The following is a 19,716-nucleotide window of genomic DNA, read 5'->3' on the forward strand; positions in this document are numbered from 1 at the left end:
TTATTTTATCATAGATGTATTTATCAGATTCTTTTTTACTTTTTGAAGTTGTGTTTTTACACTTGCATCATATTCTTTGTCGTCTAATTGTAGTATAAATCCACCAACAATAGATTCATCTGTTTTATTTTCTAAAAGGACTGTTTTGTTGAGCATTGTTTGTAGTTTTTCTTTAAATGAAGTAAGCATTGTTTCGTTTGCCTTAAGGGTGGTAATAAGGTTTGCTGAAACCGTATTATTATATTGTAAGTAAAGTGCGTGATAATTGCGAATAATGTCGCTCAAACGATTTTCGCGGCGATGTGTTGTTAATAAATCTAAAAAACGAAGGGTTAATGGTTGTAATTGATTATTGAACACTGATATAAAAAAGTCTTTTTTTTCTGATGGTTTTAAAATAGGTGTGTTTAAAAAGAATACAAAATCGGTATTTTCTGCAATTAATTGTTGCAATATGAGCATATCGTTTTTTACTTGTTCTACAACATTCTCTTCAACGGCAGTTGTGAACAATGCTTTTGCATATCTAGTTGCAATTTTTCCGTAATTCATAGCTTTAGTTTATATGTATGTCGTTTAGTAAGCTATCGATGTATTCTTTTTGTTTATTTTCGTTGCTAAGTTCTTTACGAATAATTTTTTCGGCTATAAGAACAGAAAATTCGGCAATTTGGTTACGAATTTCGTTCATAGCTTGATTTTTTTCGTTTTCAATGGTAGCTTCAGCATTTTTTAAAATTTTATTTGCTTCGTTTGCGGCAGCCATTTTGGCATCGGAAATGATTTTTTCTTTCATTTCACGAGCTTCTTTAATAATTGTGTCAGCTTGTTTGCGGGCTTCGGCTACAATTTGTTCATTATTGGCTTGTAATTTGAGCATTTCGGCTTTTGCTTCTTCGGCGGCTTTTAAGGCTTTGTCGATACTCTCCTCGCGTTCATGAAGCGTTTTTAGAATGGGTTTCCATGCAAATTTGCCTAAAATAAACAATAGGATACTAAAAGCTATTAGCATCCAAAAGACTAATCCTATTCCTGGTGTTACTAGTTGCATAGTTATTATTTTTTTATTTCTTTCATTTAATTACCTAATATTAAAAAATAGGGAGAGAGCCAACCGCTCTTTCCCATATTTTTTTAAATAAAAAGAATTAATAGACAAACAACAATAGCAAAAAATGCAACTCCTTCGATAAGAGCAGCAGCTACAATCATATTCGAACGAATGTCGCCAGCTACTTCGGGTTGACGTGATATGGCTTGCATTGCATTACCGCCAATGTTGCCAATTCCTAAACCTGCACCGATAACAGCAATGCCAGCACCGATACCGGCTCCCATTTTTGCTAAAGCTACGTTTGCTAATGCTTGTAAAATAACAGTTAATGTAATCATAAAATATATAATTTAGTGGGTTTCAGCATGATTATGATGTTCTTCAACGGCCATTCCAAAGAATATTGCCGACAGAAGAGTGAAAACATAGGCTTGAATAAAAGCTACCAATAATTCTAATAAAGACATAAAAACAGCGAAAGTTACAGAAAGAACTGAAATGCCGTATCCTAAGCCTACATTCATAGAACCAAAAATAAATATTAAGCTGAAGAAACCAAGTGCAATGATATGTCCTGCAGTGATGTTTGCAAATAAACGGACCATCAATACAAAAGGTTTGGTAAAGACTCCGATAAGTTCGATAATAGGCATTAAAGGAAGCGGAATTTTTAACCACCAAGGAACACCAGGAGCATTGAAAATATGTAACCAATAATATTTATTTGCGCTAAAGGTTGTGATAAAAAATGTAAATAATGCTAATACCATGGTAACTGCTATGTTGCCAGTTAAATTAACTCCGCCTGGGAAAATAGGTATTAAACCCATGAGGTTAGAAAAGAAAATAAAAAAGAAAACAGTTAAAAGGTAGGGCATAAATTTAGTGTATTTATGTCCTAGTGATGGCTTGGCAATGTCATCGCGCACAAACAAGATAAGGGGTTCAACCCAGGAGGCTATTTTTTTAGGTGCTTTATTTGGATTTTTCTTGTAATAATTAGCCGTTGAGATAAATACGAGTAGAAGCAACAAAGCAATTATAATTAATTCAACCACGTTTTTAGTAATAGATAAATCGAGTGGAAGTTTTGCATTGCCATCTATTTCATTATTTTCATCGACTTCAACAATTTTTCCTTTAAAATTACCTTCTTTGCAAAGCATTAAGCCATTATGGGGTTCATGACCATGATGAAACGATGAAGATAAAAAGAAATGCCATTTTTGTTGTTTATAGCTATAAACAATAATGGGAAGCGGTATACTAATATGGGTTTCTCCGAGTGTGGCAATATGCCATTCGTGATCGTCTAATATGTGGTCAATGATGAATTCGCCTGGTTTAAAATTGCTTGTTTCATGAGTTGTAGAATCTATTTTTTCTTCGTTTGCAAATACACAATTTAAGGATAGAAACATTGAAAAGATGAACGATATAACTAAAATCAAGCGTTTATTCCACATGAAAATTCTCGTTTTTTTATTGCTCAAAAATAATGAGAATTCTTTTTAAAACAAAACGATAAACATTTTTTATTTTACCGTAAAAATAGCAATTAAAGCTCTTTTTTTAGTTTTTCACTCATTTATTTACTTTAAGACGTGTAAAATGAATGTGTATCAGCTTTTTTATATATAATTAACCGGAGATTTTTTAGAAATCATTAAAAATAGCATAGATATATGGATTACCGCTTTCTATTTTAATGCTTATTCTTTTTAATAATGCATTTACTTTATTTTGGTTCCAAAAATATGTTCTTAAAGTTGAATAGTATGAATAATTTTTTATATCGGTCATTCGAATTGTTAAAAAAATGCTTGTTTTTTCGTTTTGATTTAAAAATTGTTTTGATGATGCTCCTTTCCAAAGTAATAAAGAATCGTTTTGGTTTTTTAGTTCACAAACCAACGTGCCCTCGTTTTTTAGCGAATCTATATCTAATCGAATGTGTATAATATCATGTCGGCATAATGGTAATTCTTTAAAATTAATTTCTATCAATGGTCCATATTCCTGTTGGTTTGACAACCGATAACCGTTATTTTTTTTACACAAACTCTCGTATTGGGTAAAGTTTATTTCTTTTTCATACTTATATAACTTTTTCGATGTATTTTTATTAGAAAATACATACCATTCGTAAGCAAAACCACTCGATTTTTTTACGAAATAAGGATAATATTTTTGAACAATGTCCAAGAAATTCAAATTTGTTACACCAACATGTGAGCATGCTATGTAATTGGTTTTTAAATTTGCTATGTATAATTCCCAGTTTTTTTCGTTAAAACCATCGTATGAATATAATGCACATGGAATTGGGTGATGATATTTAACGGCATAATAATTTAAAAAAAACGGTTCATAACCGTCAATTAATAGTGTTACAGGCTTTTTTAGAGAATCGATTAAGGCGATTTGTCTTTTGGCAATGGCATCATATCCTTGATTATAAAAGAACGAATAATATTCTCGTTTAAAAATCAAAGTCGTTGTATTTATCATCATAATTATAATCACAACTATAAGGCTTTTTGTTTTGTTCCAATTGGGCATGAACGATAAAACAAAGAGCAAGAAAAAAGGGAACGAAAAAATTAGTACCGAATATTGTAAAATAGGTTTTTTGTAAACCGAATAATAAAAACCAAACAAGAGCGGAATCATAAACCAAAAAAATGATATCAATATCCATTTTCGGTTTATGTTGGGTTTAAAACGAAAATATTGTATTACGCTGTAAACAAATAGCATTAAAAACAATGCCAATGCCCACTCTGAAAAATGAAATATAAATTGAAAATAACTTACAAAAAATTCATAATTGGGCTTGGGTAACCAATTCAATCCTCCTAACGATAACTGATGTAAACTAATGGAGAGGTGTGGTAAAAACAACAAAATTGCTCTTAAATTTAGCCATGCATAATTCCAAAACCTATTTTTAGAAATTAGAAACAATCCTGTAAAAGCAATTAAAACTGCTTGTAATAATGAAAAATAATGATTATATGCACTAAGAACGGTGAAAATAATATAAGCCCATGAAATAAACCATTTTGCTGGATTTTTTTTAGCCATTGAGTCCAAAAAAAAGTCATACCCAAAACAAAAAACAACCCCGAGGCATAAGGGCGGGCAATTTGGCTATACATAATAGTAAATTGTAGCGTTGTCATCCATGTTGAAGCAATGATTCCTACTGTTTCCGAAAACCATTCTTTACCTATACGATAAATCAGATATATGGAAGCGATACCCATTAATAGAAATGGCAATTTTACAATCCATTCGTTATAGCTAAACCAGTGAACCCAATAAAACAAGAAAATCTGTATTAAGGCAGGATGACCGTCGTTGTAAACTCCTTTTTCAATGAGTTCTGAAAAAGAAGAATAAAAAGTTCTATTTAGAGCACTGAGTTCATCTAATGTATAGGGAATATCAAAAAATCGATAAAAACGAAGTAGGATGGCAACTAATAAAATTAATACTATAATAACGCCATTTTTTTTCATATTGAGGAGCTAAAAATAGATATAAAAAGTTTAAAACTTACAAAAAAATTAATTAATCGACATGTAATTAGTTAGAGGTAATTTCAAAACGTTTTAAAATTTCATCGTCGTTAAATTCTTTTGATAACGAAAGAATAACATCTTGAGGCACATTGTATAAGTCGAGTAAAATAAGTCCATCGAGTGCGTCGTTAAAAAGTGGATCTATGTTAAAACCTAAAATACGAGCATTAAGTTTAAGATATTTCTTTAGTAGTACAGGTATTTTAACATTGTTAACTTCGATTTCTTCAATTAATTTATCCAGATCGCCCAAATCATCATTTGTGGTCGAAAGCAAAATATCTGTATCAATTTCGGGTAAATGCGGTTCAAAACCGGTTCTAGGATGAACATAATTTTTGTAATCGTTTTCGAAATAATATTTTTGAATAAACGCTGTAATAAGTGCCTTAGATGCTTTACTATAACTATTGCTAATGCTTACAGGTCCAATGAGATAGCGATATTCTTTGTTTTTTAATAAAAAATAAAGTATGCCTTTCCATAGTAAAAATAAGGGGAGCGGTTTTTGCTGATAATCAATTGTAATAAACGAACGTCCTAGTTCTAGAGATTGTTTTAATATAGGAAAAAAAGCTTCTTCGATATAAAACAGGGTTTGAATATAAAATCCTTTTATGCCGTATTTGCTAAAAATGTCGTTACCTTTTCCAATTCGATAAGCTCCAACGATGCTTTTTTTATCGTCATCCCATATGAATAAATGATAATAATATAAATCAAACTCATCGAGGTCGATACTCTTATTGGTTCCTTCTTTTACTTGTCTGAACGTAATTTCACGTTGACGTCCAATTTCGTAAATAACATTGGGAATGGCTATGGCGGGGGCACAAAATACTTTAAACTGACTAATTTTGAACAAAAAATAATCTTTACTTAGGTTATTAATTTCGTTGATTAAAACATTGTTATCAATAGGGGGGACAATTTCTTGAGGATTAGACGATGATTTTAGCGAAGGGAAAAATTGATTTACGTTGAGAGCAGAACCAAGCGCATAAGTTTTAACTCGTAAAAAACGTCCTAATTGTGAAATACTTTCAAATGATTGAATAAGTTCAGGTTTAATTATTTTACCGATTCTACATTGTATTTGAATATTGTTTCTAAAAAAAAGTTCTTGAGGTAATGCATGGGTTCGGTGTAAACGTATAAATTTTGGAAGCCATTTAACATACCAAGGTTCGGCAATTTCGCTAATAAAAACGGGAATAACGGGCACATTTGCTTTTTTAATAAACTTAATGGCATTGTATTGCCATTGATGGTCTGTTACCATTTTATGGTGATGTTGAAACGACGCTACTTCGCCGGCAGGAAATAAAATAATGCATCCTCCTTCGTTTAAATGTTGAAAAGCAGTTTTAGAGCCTTTTATTCGATATTCTTTGGGGTCATTGTCGTTAAGGGTATCCATGGGTAAAATAAGATCTTTTAAAGGCTTTATCATTCGAAGACTATGACTTGCCATTATTTTAACGTCAGTTCGTTGAATGCTAAAAATTTTATATAAAATTAGTCCATCTATTCCACCAAAAGGATGGTTGGCTATAACTATAAAAGGACCTTGGGTTGGAATACGGTTTAAATCTTGGGTATTAAATGTAAATCGAATGTTTGCTTTGTTTAAAATAGCTTGAATAAATGTTTCGCTGTTATCTTGCTCGTGTTCGGCATAAAATTGATTGATTTGCTTTACCTTTGTTGATTGTATTAAAATTTTAAAAAAGCCTTTTTTGCCAATGTTTTTGAATATTATTTTAAACAATTCGCGGTTTGATATCAACATATGCTCAGTTATAAATATTGAATTTTCAAAGATGGCAAATTTGGTACTAATTTCAAAACCAGAAGTTAAGATATGATTAAATTTAACTCAAAACTTAAAATCTTATTAGACGTCTATTTTGAACGATATAATCAACCTGATTTTATTACTGACGATCCCATTCAAGTTCCACATTCTTTTTCAAAGAAGGAAGATATAGAAATAGCCGCCTTTTTTACTTGTATTATGGCGTGGGGTAAAAGAAAACAAATTATTAACAATGCTTACAAGCTTATGGCTATAATGAATAATAGCCCATTCGATTATATTATGTCTTTTAATAATGAAATGTTGCAACAACTTTCTAATTTTAAACATCGTACGATCAATGGGAATGATATTGTTAATCTGGTTCTCGCTTTAAAACATATCTATAAAAATCAAGGTGGATTAGAATCTTTTTTTACTCAAGAATTTAAAAAAAATAATAATCTTTTTGATTCATTGACCTTGTTGTATGATTTTGTTTTGAATTATACCCAAGATAGACATACAACGAAACACATTTCGAATGTAAAAAACAATTCTGCTGCCAAAAAGCTAAATCTTTTTCTTCGTTGGATGGTTCGAAAAGATGCTAATGGAGTTGACTTTGGATTGTGGCAAAATATTCCTATATCATCGCTTTATATACCATTAGATGTACATGTGTCAGAAATGGCAAGGCATTTGGGTTTATTAACCCGTATGCAAAACGATTGGAAGGCAGTGGTAGAACTTACTCAAAATCTTCGTCAATTCGACCAAAACGATCCTATAAAATACGATTATGCTTTGTTTGGTATGGGATTAGAGCGTTTTAAAATATAAATATTTAGGAGTTTCGATTGAGAATTTTAATACTTAATCCTTTTTGTGTTGACCAGCCCGATTGGTCGGTAAGCATAATTAAAAAATGATAATCGCCTTCGTCAAAGAGTCCGTTTTCATTATTGGCAGGAATGGTTATTGAAAGATTAGGCTCGTATTGTTTTAGACCAGCAGGAATTGCGTAATCTTGGATAAATGAATAAGGGTTGATAGGTGTTTTGATAGGATCTGAATTACAAGTTGTTGCTTCCGTGCTATGTGAATGATGGTCAAAATTTTGGTGAATGTCGATACTGAACGATCCTAACTCAACATTATCGCTAAACAAAACTTTAAAATTAAAAGTTTCACCAAAATACAATGTATCGCAGTTTAATGGAAAGGCATCTTGAATAGAAAAATCAATATTAGGCTTTTGTTTGTCAATGACTTCTTTCTCTTTATTACACGAAAAAAATATAATAGTAGTAGAAAGTAAAAATATCACAAGTTGAATATTTTTCATATGTAATTTATTTTTAAATTAAGGTCAGAACTTATCTCGTTATTTTGACGATATGGCTATTTCATAATATTAAAATTGTTATTCATAATGATAGAAGAAAGGGTATCCGTTGGTTGCTTTATTTGTATTTCAGACTCTACCGAAGATTGATTTCCGTTCATGTCGGAAACTATAAAATGCAAATGGTATTGGCCTGTATCTGTAAGGTTTGTAGGCATGTCAATGTGTTTATGAAATTCAGCGTTTTTTAAACCTGCAAATTCAGAATAAGTAGAATCGAAATACCATGATTTTGTGTGCTCAGAATGAATTTCAATTTTTACAATATTGATTTTTGCTTCGGCTTCAATATCTGCCTCTAGATGAAAGTCAGAACCAATGTAGCCAATTTTACTATTATCCAAACCGACTTCTTTAAGCCTAATTTGAGGTTTGGTTATTTCAGTTTTGTTTTCTTTTTTACAGGCATTAAAAATAACTATGCCCATGGTTGCAATAACGATTAAAAGGTTTTTCATATTCATAAAGTTTAAATTAATTTTGCTTAGACTTATTTAAATTGCTTGAAAATGGAATAGTAATATTTATTACAATATTTCGTCCAGGTTCAGGAACGTTAATCAATCTATAAAAGCTGGTATGGTTAAAATATTTGGTGTTGAGTATATTTTGTATTTGAAAAGAAAAAATAACAAGATGGTTATTAAAGTATAAATTACTTCCTAAACTAAGATTCAAAAGTTGGTAACCTTGTGTAATCTCTTCGGGAGGGACAATCTCTTTTTGCGTTGATGTTAGTTTATAGTCGAGTGAGCAATATAAATTTTCTGCAAATTTCAGTCTATCTTTTTTGAATTTAAGGTTAAACAATATAGAGGCAGGTGGCGAAAAAGGTAAATTATATCCTTTTTTTTCTCCCGACATTTGTTGTGAGTGGACATACTCGGCAATTACACCTAGTTGTATATTGGGTATTATTTCATAATGGCTATGAAATTCACTTCCATACCTTAGTACTTCGCTTTCGGTATAATAAAAAACTTGATTGCCATTGCCATAAAGTCGGTCGTATTGGGCTGAAGGATTAAGATAAATATAATGGGTAAAATAGTTTACAAAAGGAGATATTTCAAAAGCAAATTTTTTATTTCTATATTCTATGGCAGCATCAATTTGGTACGATATTTCTGGCGATAAATTAGGATTTCCTACTTCAAAACTAAAATGATGATAATTTACTCCATTTGCAGCTAGCTCTTTTGCATCTGGAATTCTGAAGCTTTTTCCTCCATTGATTTTAAATATTAAGTTTTCAAGATTATGAATATATCCTATTGACCAAGAAGTGTTGTAAAAATGTTTTTTCAATTCGTTAGATCTTTGTAAGTATGACCACAAAGTATAGTTTTCGTTAGGGCTTTTAAACCAATCGTAATAGCTTTCTGTATGCAAAAAACTATAATCATAACGAATACCAAAATGCAAAATACTTTTATTTGAAAAATAATATTTAGTATAAGCGTAGCTACCAATAGTAAATTGGCTAAATTCCGGAATAATAAAGCTTCGTCCATCAATTTTATTCTTTTGAAATTGATAATTGATGCCTGTTGTAATCGTTGTTTTTTCGTTTAAATAAAAGGTAGGTTTTAAGTTAGCAGAATAAATGTATTTATCTAATTGCAATTCAAGATCGGAAGGAAAAGGTAGGCTGTCGGGAAAAGTAGCGGGCATAAAACCATGATTTACATAAGTACTCCATTCTTGCCTAAAGTTTCTCTGAAATCCAAAGTCGGTTTCTATTTTATAATGAGATCGATTCCATTGACTTTTATTAATAATTTTAAAATGATTAACTTGATGATAAGGATACAAAATGTCTCGACCTGATTTGTCGTGTAACAAAGTATCAACATTACGTGGTTCTATGCCGTGTGCATTGGCAAAAAAGCCGCTTTTATTATATATATTACTTATAAAAAGCTTTGTTGTAAACTTATGTTGAATAATTCCTAAAGTATAATGAATATTTTGTTCATTGCCGGCTGTATTTCTTAATTGTTGTTTATATAATGCCGCTCTATACGAATAAATATCAATACTGTCAGTGGGTACTTTATAATCACCATAATTAATGAGGGTAGTGCGTAAATTCATAAAAAGACTTTTTTTTCGACCAGAAATTAAGATCGACGAGCCCATTAAATTATTATTTGATTTGCCAATAAGGTCAAGTATTACATTAATAGAATTATTGAGTGGAATTTTATTTTGTTTAATGTCGATAATTCCGCCAATGGCATCGGAGCCATACATGATCGAAACAGGTCCTTTAATAATTTCAATGGTTTCGGCATTATATTGGTCTATTTCAAGTCCATGATCGGCACCCCATTGTTGTCCTTCATGTTTAACGCCATTTTCAACTACTACTACTCGGTTAAACCCAAGCCCCCGAATAACTGGCTTTGATTGCCCCGTGCCAATATCGATAGTGGTAATACCTGCAAGGCGTTCGAGAGAGTTCATTAAACTTCCACCTATATTTTGTTTTAAATATTGATTGTTAACTATTTCTAGGTTTAGCGACTCTTCTTTTTCTCGTTTTTCAAAAGACAAATCATTTATTACAACTTCTTGTAAGCTTATAGTTGACGGTTTCATCTCAATATCATAATAGATATCATGATTAACTAGTATAGTGTCAATTATGGTTTTGTAGCTAATATGAGAAATGTTAATTATGTATTGACCTTTTTCCAAATTATAAATAGTAAAATAACCGTCTCTATTAGTAAATGTTCCATGAAACGTATTTTGAAGAAAAATAGAAACACCCGATAATGGTTGTTTTTTTTCATCTAAAATTCTACCACTAAGAGTGAATGTATTTTGACTATATGTGTAAGTTAGACCCATAGCGAAATATAGTATGAGTGGAATTAATATTTTCATTTTTAAGCTGTTTTACATTTATTGCAGATACCTTTAATAATCAGATCTGAATCTTTAATAGTATAGCCGTTCGGTAATTTAGGCGGTTCAAAAGGAACGGTTTCTAAACATTCAACCATGTTGCATTGATTGCAATAAAAATGCACATGCTTTATTTTATTGTTAATGGTGTTATTTAAAGCATATCGAATATTTTTATTATCGATAATAATTTTGTGTAATATATTTTTTTCTACAAGAGTTTTAAAAGATCGATAAAATGTTGTCCGATCATAATGCCCTGCTAAACGTTCGCATATTTCATTTTCAGATAAGGTCCTTTTTGTAGATAGAAAAACATCAATAATGCCTTCTCTACAGCTTGTGCGTCTTAATCGATGATTAGCTAAAATTTCAGATGCTTCCATAAATGCAATATTGTTTAAAATGCAACAATGTTGCAAATATAAATAAAAAAAACGATATGAAATATATTATAGGCTTATATTTATTTTTTAACTTAAATTAACAATTCGTGTCGAAAAAAAAGTGGTTAAGGAATAAATACAAAACCTTTTATAGAAAATCATAAAAATATTGGGTGACTTTTTTCATTAAATGAATTCGGTCTTTGCCTCGAACATTATGTGGATGTTTGGGATATATAAAATAATCGACTAAAATGCCCTTTTTTATGCATTGTTCAATGAAGGCTAAGCTGTGTTGTAAAACAACGGTGTCGTCAATATACCCATGAATAATAAGTAGTTTACCTTTTAAATTTTTAGCTTTATTGAGTAAGCTTGTTTTTTCGTAGCCTTCGGGATTTTCTTGAGGTGTATCCATGTAACGTTCGCCATACATTATTTCGTAATATTTCCAATCTATTACAGGTCCACCAGCAACTCCAACTTTGAAAACTTCGGGGTAGGTAGTCATAAGGGTGGTTGTCATAAAGCCGCCATAACTCCAACCGTGAACGCCTATTCGTTTTTCATCGACAAAACCTTGTTTTATAAGATGTTTTACAAATTCCATTTGGTCTTGAGCTTCATTAACTCCACATTGACGATGGATACAGCTTTCGAACTCAAAGCCTCTATTGGCAGAGCCTCTATTATCAATGGTGGCAACAATATATCCTTGTTGAGCCATATAAAAGTCCCAAAGTGGCGCACCACTTAGCCATTCGTCTTGAACTAACTGAGCATGAGGACCACCATAAACATACAATATTAGAGGATATTTTTTTGCTGGGTCGAAATTCAATGGTTTTATTATACGTCCATATAAATCGGTTTTACCATCGGCTGCTTTAATCGTGTCGAGTTTTAATTCGGGCATAGCATAGTCGCTTAAAGAATTTTTGCCTTCTAAAATGGTTCGGATTTTTTTTCCATAAGCATCGTTTAAGTTGATGGTTTTCGGTGTGTTTAGGTTGCTGTATTTATCAATAAAAAACGAAAAATTATCGTTGAAAATAGGTTCGTGACAACCTCTTTCAGGAGTGAGTCGTTTCATTTCTCCATTGTCAATGTTTACGCTATATACCTGACGCTCTAATGCGGTTGGGTTAGTGGATATAAAGTAAATAGAACGAGTTTTGGATTGATAACCTAGATAGTCTATTACTGCCCAATTGCCCTTAGTTATTTGTTTTAAGAGCGTTCCATCGGTTTTATATAAATAAAAATGGTTGTAACCATTGCGTTGACTTTGCCATATAAATTGGTCGTTTGAGATAAAAATAGCGGGATGTAAGGGTTCTACATAACGGTCGTTTTTTTCTTCAAATAAAGTTTTAACCCATTCGCCTGTTTGTGCATTGTACATATTAAATTTCATGTGATTTTGTTCGCGGTTTAAAACGGCTATGCATATATATTGATCGTCGGGGGTCCATGTTATGTTTGTTAAATATTGTTCTTTAGGTTCACCTGTTTTTAGGTAGATAATATTTTTAGTTTCGGTATTAAAAACGCCGACTAAAACTTCGTGGCTTTTCATACCAGCCATAGGATAACGAATGGGTTTTTCGGTTGCAATTCTTGTTGAAATATCAACGATTGGGTATTGGGTTACCATGCTTTCGTCCATACGGTAAAATGCTAAAAGTTTACCACTGTTGCTCCAAAATATGCCTTTTTCTATTCCAAATTCATTGCGGTGAACCGATTTGCCATAAACAATCCCTTTATTTGTTTCGTTACTTATAGCTACTTTATTGCCGTTGGGATATTGAACCCAAAGATTATTTTCAATAGTATATGCCGCCATTTTGCTTTTGTAATGAAGTTCTATATTATCGGCCGTGTCAGGAAGAGATAAGAATGTCAAAACTTTATTAGCCTTTAAATCGATTTCGGCTATTTTGTTGGAATTTTTTATCCAACAAATATCTTTGGTTGTCCATCGGTATTCAGGAAAAACTACAAAGCTATTAAAGGCACTATCATGTGTAATTTCAAATAATGAATTGCCATTAATAGCCATTATTTCTTTTGCATTTTTTATAGATTGCTGATATAAATTTGCTCCTTTGCTATAAGTAAAAATATCGTTGGTTCGCCATCCAATATTATACAAATCGTTGGCATACATCGTTCTATAGGCTCCAATAACGGCGTCGTCAATGGTTAGCATTTTGTTTTGTGACTTTGTTATAGAGCAAACAAAAACAACTAATAAAATTAAAATTATTTTCTTCATATCTTTGTAATTTACAAATTGAAAATGTGGCTTTCAAAGATATATCATTTATATCAAATTTTACCTGCAATCTTGCTTGTTTTTTATAACAACTTTACACCTTTGCCTCTAAAATCAAACGTCCAAAATAATATTTTGGGAGCGATGCAAGCAAAAACTCATGTGTCTCATCCATATTGTTTTAGATATATAACAGAGAGCGAATTAGAGAAAATATATAAAGGCTACGGTTTAGTTGATGTTAAAAGTTTAGATAGTACTATTGTTGTTGATTTACGTTATGCTAGTAATTATAATTTTTTAGGACGGAACCTGTATGGTGAAATTCAGAAAGCTTATTTACAGAAAGAAGTTGCAATAAAACTCTCAAAGGCATCGCAATTGTTGCGCAATGAGAATGCATCCTTAAGATTGGTAGTTTTAGATGCTGCTCGCCCACTTTCGATACAACAACAAATGTGGACAGATGTGAACTTGCCCAATGGCAATAAGGAAAAATTTGTTGCAAGTCCTTATATCGGTTCATTACATAATTTTGGAGCTGCTGTAGATGTTACTCTTTGCAATCAAAATGGAAGTTATTTGGACATGGGGACCTCGTTCGATTCATTTTCTGATACTGCATATACCATTAACGAAGAAGGTTTGCTTAGGGTGGGCAAGTTGACACAAACCCAATATCAAAATCGAAAACTTTTGCGTAAAATTATGATGGCAGCCGGTTTTTATCCTATTGAAACCGAATGGTGGCATTTTAATGCTTGTTCGCGAAATTATGCTAAGGCTCACTACCCAATTATAGTTTCGCATATATATGCCGAAAATCCTTTACTAATAAATAAAGCAAAAGAGCCACCCGTTTTAGCCGATATTTCGATGCTAAAAGTTGAATTTAGAATTCAAATTTTAACTTCTGTAAATGCCTATTCATCTAAAGACTCACGATTTAAACGTTTAAAAGTGGATTGGTATAAACAAGATAATTTGTATAAATATACAACAGGACATTATAACAACCTTGAAAAAGCTTTGGCTGATTTAGAACAAATAAAGGCAAAAGGCTTTAACGATGCATTTATTGTTGCCTTTAATAATAAACATGAGCGTATAAGTATAAAAGATGCTGTAGAATTATTGCACAGTAAAGATTAATGAGATTTTGAATTACGTTGAATTCGATATAATAAACGTTCGTAGTAAAGCGATTTTTCTATATTTTGGTGTTGTTTAAAATATCGACTTAAGCCATATAATAAATTTGGGTTATTGGGATTTTTGCTAATAGCTTTTTCCCATTGGGCAACAGCATGGACAGTATCGCCCGAAAGTAAAAAATAATTTCCTTCGTTAATATAAGGTATATCCGAATTTGTATCTTTGATTTTTATTAAATTGTTTATTGTATATGCTGAATCTTTTATGTTTAAACTAAAATAAAGGTTTGCTAAATCGTTCATAATATAAATATTGTTAGAGTCGATAATAATCGCCTTATTCAATAATCGAAGTGCTTCATTATTCTTTTTATGCTTTATTTTAACACGAGCTAAATTGTATAGTGCTTCTGAGTAGTTGTTGTTTATACAAATAGCTTTTTTGAACCAATAAGTTGCAAGCGAATCATTTTGGGCATATGTAAAATATACCAATCCTAAATTATTCATGGCAGCATAATAATTGGGGTAAATATCGATGGCTTTTTTATAGTGTTTAATAATTGTATCGATAATATTTGAGTTTATTTTATTCCCTATTTGAACTTGTGTGTTTACTTTGTTCATTAGCATTGTTGCAAAACTCGCATTGGCTTTAGCCGATTCATTAAGTTTAGGCATATCAGTCCTTAATAAGGTTTCAGTATCTTTCCATTCACCGTTTCGTTTAATGCAGTAAATGCCAAATAACAAAGCAATAAATGTAAAGACAAGTGTGTAACGTTTTTTAATTATGGTAATAAAACAAACACCAGCAATAATAAACCCTAATGATGCTGTATAAACTAAACGTTCGGCTACAATTCCATTTATTGGGATAAAAAAATTCGAGAAAGGAACAATGCTTACCCAGAACCATATTATGCCCCATGTTAAAATAGCAGATTTTTGTCTTTTTTTTAATAGAAAGTAAATGCTAGTTATTAAACAAACAACAAAAACAATTTGATTTAGTGTAATGGTATCAGGTATATTTATCGTTTTGTATCCATAATAGTAGCTAAGCGGATATGGAAAGATGAGTTTAACGATGTAAAATCCCATACTCTCGGCGCTTAATAAATATTTGGCAAAGTGAGAATGAATTTCATGAAGAGGATTTTCAAAGTAAAAAAGTATTTTATCTTCTGTTGGAAGTATCCATGATGGAAGTTTATATAAAATCCATGCTCCTATAAATACAATAATAAAGTGAACAAGAATTGGCCATCGGACATTAAAATTTTTATAAAAAAATAAAGTTATGGGAGTTAATAATAGAAATACCATTCCGTTTTCTTTTGTTAGTATAGAAAGCCATGTAAATAATGCCGAAAAAACAAGTTTTATCCATTTTTGAGTATCAATATACTGAATAGCTGTGCTTATTGCAGCTATTCCAAATAGAAATGCAAGAAGCTCTTCTCTGTTTTTTAAACTCGCGACTACTTCGGTATGAATGGGATGGATTGCAAACAGCAGGCTTGTCCACCAAATTATTTTATCATTATTTGGAAATATTTTATTGAGTAATAGATATAACCATACTATGGTAATTATATATAGCAGTAAATTAATTAAATGACTTAAAAATGGTTTTTCGCCCCATAACTGGGATTCAATAAAAAAAGTTGTTCTTGCAATTGGACGATATCCAAATGTATTATCCTTTTCCTGCCAATAATGTGTAGTAAATATTTCTTTAATGCCACTAAAACCTTGATGGCTTGATTTCTGAACAACAAAGTTGTCGTCAAAACTATAATGGTTCCATAGTGTATTAGCAAAAACAGCAACTGTTATACACAATAATAAGATAAAGGGTTTGTTTTTAAATACTTTTTTTGAAAACATTGACAAATATACAAGAAGAATATATTATAACAAAATTAACAAAATTTAAATTATCATAATTAGAATGAATCTAAATAAATAGTTAATTTTGCAAAAAAAAATATGTTAAAATTTATACTTATATTATTATTTCCTTTATCACTTTGGGCACAAAAAGGTAGAATAGAAGGACGTATAGTTCAAAAGAACAACGAACCTATTCCTTTTGCAAATGTTGTAATAATTGGTACATCGATAGGTGCTTCGAGCGATTTTGATGGTAAATTTATTATTACAGCTCTTGAACCAGGCTTTTATAAACTTCAAATTAGTTCGGTTGGACATAAAACTCTTATAACACAAGATATTCAAGTTATAACGAACAAAACAACTTATATGGATTTTACGTTAGAAGAACAAAGTTATAATTTAAATCAAATAGAGGTAACAGCCGAACGCTTTGTTAAGAAAGAAGAAAGCCCTGTTTCAATGCGAAGCATAGGAATTTCGGAAATAGAAAATAGTGCTGGTGCCAATCGCGATATAGCTCGTATCATACAAAATTATCCGGGTGTAGCAGCTTTCCCTGTTGCCAATCGCAACGATATTATTGTTAGAGGTGGGGCTACTAACGAAAGTCGCTATTTTGTTGATGATGTCGAAATTCCTTATATTAATCATTTTGCTACTCAAGGAGCATCTGGGGGGACCAATGGAATTATTAATGCAGACCTTATACGTGATGTTAACTTTTATGCAGGTGCATTCCCAGCTAATAAATACAATGCATTAAGTGGTGTATTCGATTTTAAAACGGTAGATGGAAATCCCGATAAAACAAGGTATAGAGCAACTATTGGAGCATCAGAAATATCATTAACTGCCGATGGACCATTAACCGATAAAGCTACGTATATATTATCGCTTCGACGCTCGTACTTACAATTTCTTTTTAAAGCTTTAGGACTTCCATTTTTGCCAACTTTTAACGATTATCAAACCAAAGTGCGTTATCGAATCAATAATAAAAATGAAATAACCTTTTTAAGTATTGGGGCATTAGATCAAATGAAGCTTGACACCAAAATTAAAAATCCAACAGAAGAACAACGTTATATTTTGAATTTTTTGCCCGTTTTTGAACAATGGAATTATGCTATTGGAACTGTATATAAACATTACGAAGAAAATGGATATTCAACCTTAGTAATTAGCAGAAACATGTTAAATAATAGTCAATATAAATATTTTAATAATACTAAAACCGAAGCTAATAAACTTATTGATTACAAAAGTCAAGAACAAGAAAATAAATTTCGATTCGAAAAATATTTTATTCAAAATGGTTTAAAAATAAATGCAGGAATACAAGGAGAATATGCCACTTATGATGTAAACAACTATCAAAAAATTTTTTATTCTGGGCAAATCGATACATTGGTATTTAATTCTTCTTTATCATTATTTAAGTATGGTATATATGGACAACTATCAAAAAATTTCTTGTCTGAACGTTTGAGTTTATCAATAGGTGTCAGAACCGATGCCACTCCATATAGTTCAAGCACTCATAATCCCTTAAAACAGTTATCGCCTCGAGTATCTGCTTCGTATGAATTAACAGAAAAATGGAGCATTAATGCTAATTGGGGAAATTATTATCAATTGCCATCTTATACCATTCTTGGTTATAAAGATAAAAATGGAATTTTTGTTAATAAACAAAATGGGATTCGGTATATACAGGCTAATCATTATATATTAGGTTTTTCGTTTTTACCGAATAAATTAACAAAGCATTCCCTCGAGGGTTTTTATAAAGAATACAAAAACTATCCCTTTTTATTGAACGATTCTATTAGTCTGGCATTTAAGCCTATTGATTATGGTTTCGTTGGCAACGAACCGGTTACATCTACTTCAGTTGGTAGGGCGTATGGAATAGAATATTTATTGCAAACAACATTGTTAAAAAACTTAAATCTAACCTTATCTTATACTTTTGCTGTTAGTGAGTTTAAAAACAAACAACAAAAATACAGACCTACTTCGTGGGATAACCGACATATTTTGAATTTAACAGCGAATAAGAAATTTAGTAAAAATTGGAACGTTGCACTTAAATGGCGATTTGCTGGAGGACTCCCTTATACACCTTATGATTTAGAGCGTTCGTCACAAATTGCAGCATGGGATATACAAAATCGTCCATATTTTGACTTCGATAACATAAATGGACGTCGATTTAAATCATTTCATCAGTTAGATGTTAGAGTTGAGAAAAGATATACTTTGAAAAAAACTGAATTACGACTTTATTTAGATGTTCAAAATATTTATAACTTTAAATCAGAGGAACTTCCACGAATTACCAATTTAGATCAGAACGGTAACATTATGATCGATCCAAATAATTCAAGTCGTTACTTATTACGAGAAGTGCCTTCGTCGGGTTCGGGAACTATATTGCCAACCATTGGAATTATTTTTAATTTTTAAAAAATGAATATGAGAGCTATTTTTTTTACATGGCTAATGACTATTGCTATTTCGGTTTTATCACAAAACAAAAACGAACCATTATTCTTTAAAACAAACCCTCAAGGGAGTGGACAAAAATTAACGATTGCATTGACCAAAGGGAGTAAATATAACCATCCTTTGTTAGCCATATGGCTAACCACAACCGAAGGAAAATACATACAAACTTTATATGTTTCGCAATCGATAGCAAAGGGGATTTACGAACATGGAAAATCGGAACAAGGAAAATGGTTCCCGGGTGAGCATCGCCGTCCTGCCGCACTACCATATTGGGCTTTTTCAAGAGGTGTTCGTGAAGCAGATGGATTATATTTGCCGACACCACAACACCCAATTCCAGATACTTATACTGGGGCTACGCCTCAAAACCATTTCGTGCTCGAAACAAGGTTAGATAAACCTATTCAAGGTAAAGCAATACTTTGGTTAGAAATCAATCAACCCTTCGATTTCAACGATTATTGGCATAATCAAAAGTTTCCAGATAACAATCAATACAGAACTTCTGGACAACCCAGTTTGGTTTATGCCGTCATCGTCGATTTTAATAGTCCTATTAAAGAGTATTATTTAAATCCGATGGGGCATGGACACCCCACAGGTGAAGATGGAACATTATTTACCGATTTGACAACATTAACGTCAGCTTTAAAAATTGTAGAAAAAATTAAAATTCAATTTGAATAGTTTTTAATTTTTTATTTACCTTTGAGAAA

General features: G+C 31.4%; 17 protein-coding genes. 4 read left to right on the plus strand and 13 right to left on the minus strand.

Annotation, left to right across the window (positions count from 1 at the left end; genetic code table 11):
* The 7 genes from atpH to HPY79_04480 all read right to left on the minus strand — a co-directional run bounded on the left by atpH (position 1) and on the right by HPY79_04480 (position 6,433).
* Positions 1 to 552 carry an ATP synthase F1 subunit delta gene (gene atpH / locus HPY79_04450; protein NSW45046.1) on the minus strand — a complete coding sequence of 184 codons (552 nt, stop codon included), beginning with the start codon at positions 550 to 552 and terminating at the stop codon, positions 1 to 3.
* A 4-nt stretch (positions 553 to 556) separates the two neighbouring features.
* Positions 557 to 1,051 (minus strand): F0F1 ATP synthase subunit B, encoded by a 495-nt coding sequence (locus HPY79_04455; protein ID NSW45047.1) that lies wholly within the window; start codon positions 1,049 to 1,051, stop codon positions 557 to 559.
* A gap of 83 nt (positions 1,052 to 1,134) precedes the next feature.
* Positions 1,135 to 1,389, minus strand: coding sequence for an ATP synthase F0 subunit C (atpE, locus tag HPY79_04460; protein ID NSW45048.1), 255 nt, complete (start codon positions 1,387 to 1,389; stop codon positions 1,135 to 1,137).
* A gap of 15 nt (positions 1,390 to 1,404) precedes the next feature.
* Positions 1,405 to 2,520, minus strand: a complete 1,116-nt coding sequence (gene atpB / locus HPY79_04465) for a F0F1 ATP synthase subunit A (protein NSW45049.1) — start codon at positions 2,518 to 2,520, stop codon at positions 1,405 to 1,407.
* A gap of 190 nt (positions 2,521 to 2,710) precedes the next feature.
* On the minus strand, positions 2,711 to 4,141 hold the full coding sequence (locus HPY79_04470; protein NSW45050.1) for a hypothetical protein: 1,431 nt from the start codon (positions 4,139 to 4,141) through the stop codon (positions 2,711 to 2,713).
* Positions 4,036 to 4,578, minus strand: a complete 543-nt coding sequence (locus tag HPY79_04475; protein NSW45051.1) for a glycosyltransferase family 39 protein — start codon at positions 4,576 to 4,578, stop codon at positions 4,036 to 4,038. The genes HPY79_04470 and HPY79_04475 overlap by 106 nt, the downstream gene beginning before the upstream one ends.
* 67 nt (positions 4,579 to 4,645) lie before the next feature.
* On the minus strand, positions 4,646 to 6,433 hold the full coding sequence (locus HPY79_04480) for a GNAT family N-acetyltransferase (GenBank protein ID NSW45052.1): 1,788 nt from the start codon (positions 6,431 to 6,433) through the stop codon (positions 4,646 to 4,648).
* A gap of 72 nt (positions 6,434 to 6,505) precedes the next feature.
* On the opposite strand from HPY79_04480, the gene HPY79_04485 reads away from it, so the two are divergent.
* A complete protein-coding gene (locus tag HPY79_04485; GenBank protein NSW45053.1) occupies positions 6,506 to 7,282 on the plus strand; it encodes a TIGR02757 family protein in 777 nt (258 codons plus the stop codon).
* A 4-nt stretch (positions 7,283 to 7,286) separates the two neighbouring features.
* On the opposite strand, the gene HPY79_04490 is transcribed toward HPY79_04485, so the two are convergent.
* The 5 genes from HPY79_04490 to HPY79_04510 all read right to left on the minus strand — a co-directional run bounded on the left by HPY79_04490 (position 7,287) and on the right by HPY79_04510 (position 13,430).
* Positions 7,287 to 7,787 carry a DUF4625 domain-containing protein gene (locus HPY79_04490; GenBank protein NSW45054.1) on the minus strand — a complete coding sequence of 167 codons (501 nt, stop codon included), beginning with the start codon at positions 7,785 to 7,787 and terminating at the stop codon, positions 7,287 to 7,289.
* Between the two features lie 56 nt (positions 7,788 to 7,843).
* A complete protein-coding gene (locus tag HPY79_04495; GenBank protein NSW45055.1) occupies positions 7,844 to 8,305 on the minus strand; it encodes a DUF4625 domain-containing protein in 462 nt (153 codons plus the stop codon).
* A gap of 16 nt (positions 8,306 to 8,321) precedes the next feature.
* Positions 8,322 to 10,706, minus strand: a complete 2,385-nt coding sequence (locus HPY79_04500; GenBank protein ID NSW45056.1) for a TonB-dependent receptor — start codon at positions 10,704 to 10,706, stop codon at positions 8,322 to 8,324.
* Positions 10,707 to 10,744: 38 nt separating this feature from the next.
* Entirely contained in the window at positions 10,745 to 11,149 is a 405-nt protein-coding gene (locus HPY79_04505) for a transcriptional repressor (GenBank protein ID NSW45057.1), read from the minus strand.
* 148 nt (positions 11,150 to 11,297) lie between these two features.
* On the minus strand, positions 11,298 to 13,430 hold the full coding sequence (locus HPY79_04510; GenBank protein ID NSW45058.1) for a DPP IV N-terminal domain-containing protein: 2,133 nt from the start codon (positions 13,428 to 13,430) through the stop codon (positions 11,298 to 11,300).
* Positions 13,431 to 13,574: 144 nt separating this feature from the next.
* Between HPY79_04510 and HPY79_04515 the strand changes: the two genes are divergently transcribed.
* A complete protein-coding gene (locus HPY79_04515; protein ID NSW45059.1) occupies positions 13,575 to 14,582 on the plus strand; it encodes a M15 family metallopeptidase in 1,008 nt (335 codons plus the stop codon).
* On the opposite strand, the gene HPY79_04520 is transcribed toward HPY79_04515, so the two are convergent.
* Positions 14,579 to 16,477: a hypothetical protein gene (locus HPY79_04520; protein ID NSW45060.1), complete on the minus strand. Its 1,899-nt coding sequence runs from the start codon at positions 16,475 to 16,477 to the stop codon at positions 14,579 to 14,581. The genes HPY79_04515 and HPY79_04520 overlap by 4 nt on opposite strands.
* Positions 16,478 to 16,579: 102 nt before the next feature.
* Here HPY79_04520 and HPY79_04525 point away from each other — a divergent pair, with 102 nt between their 5' ends.
* Positions 16,580 to 18,955: a TonB-dependent receptor gene (locus HPY79_04525; GenBank protein ID NSW45061.1), complete on the plus strand. Its 2,376-nt coding sequence runs from the start codon at positions 16,580 to 16,582 to the stop codon at positions 18,953 to 18,955.
* 9 nt (positions 18,956 to 18,964) lie between these two features.
* Entirely contained in the window at positions 18,965 to 19,687 is a 723-nt protein-coding gene (locus tag HPY79_04530) for a hypothetical protein (GenBank protein ID NSW45062.1), read from the plus strand.
* Positions 19,688 to 19,716: the final 29 nt, after the last annotated feature.

The sequence above is a fragment of the Bacteroidales bacterium genome (genome assembly GCA_013314715.1).
Classification (GTDB): Bacteria; Bacteroidota; Bacteroidia; order Bacteroidales; family GWA2-32-17; genus Ch61.

Bases quoted from the DNA above. Each gene is read 5' to 3' on its own strand.
- HPY79_04475 (NSW45051.1), bottom strand. From the start codon at position 4,578: ATGAAAAAAAATGGCGTTATTATAGTATTAATTTTATTAGTTGCCATC.
- HPY79_04530 (NSW45062.1), top strand. From the start codon at position 18,965: ATGAGAGCTATTTTTTTTACATGGCTAATGACTATTGCTATTTCGGTT.
- atpB (NSW45049.1), bottom strand. From the start codon at position 2,520: ATGTGGAATAAACGCTTGATTTTAGTTATATCGTTCATCTTTTCAATG.
- HPY79_04510 (NSW45058.1), bottom strand. From the start codon at position 13,430: ATGAAGAAAATAATTTTAATTTTATTAGTTGTTTTTGTTTGCTCTATA.
- HPY79_04500 (NSW45056.1), bottom strand. From the start codon at position 10,706: ATGGGTCTAACTTACACATATAGTCAAAATACATTCACTCTTAGTGGT.
- HPY79_04470 (NSW45050.1), bottom strand. From the start codon at position 4,141: ATGGCTAAAAAAAATCCAGCAAAATGGTTTATTTCATGGGCTTATATT.
- HPY79_04515 (NSW45059.1), top strand. From the start codon at position 13,575: ATGCAAGCAAAAACTCATGTGTCTCATCCATATTGTTTTAGATATATA.
- HPY79_04505 (NSW45057.1), bottom strand. From the start codon at position 11,149: ATGGAAGCATCTGAAATTTTAGCTAATCATCGATTAAGACGCACAAGC.
- HPY79_04480 (NSW45052.1), bottom strand. From the start codon at position 6,433: ATGTTGATATCAAACCGCGAATTGTTTAAAATAATATTCAAAAACATT.
- HPY79_04525 (NSW45061.1), top strand. From the start codon at position 16,580: ATGTTAAAATTTATACTTATATTATTATTTCCTTTATCACTTTGGGCA.
- HPY79_04485 (NSW45053.1), top strand. From the start codon at position 6,506: ATGATTAAATTTAACTCAAAACTTAAAATCTTATTAGACGTCTATTTT.
- HPY79_04495 (NSW45055.1), bottom strand. From the start codon at position 8,305: ATGAAAAACCTTTTAATCGTTATTGCAACCATGGGCATAGTTATTTTT.
- HPY79_04490 (NSW45054.1), bottom strand. From the start codon at position 7,787: ATGAAAAATATTCAACTTGTGATATTTTTACTTTCTACTACTATTATA.
- HPY79_04455 (NSW45047.1), bottom strand. From the start codon at position 1,051: ATGCAACTAGTAACACCAGGAATAGGATTAGTCTTTTGGATGCTAATA.
- atpH (NSW45046.1), bottom strand. From the start codon at position 552: ATGAATTACGGAAAAATTGCAACTAGATATGCAAAAGCATTGTTCACA.
- HPY79_04520 (NSW45060.1), bottom strand. From the start codon at position 16,477: ATGTTTTCAAAAAAAGTATTTAAAAACAAACCCTTTATCTTATTATTG.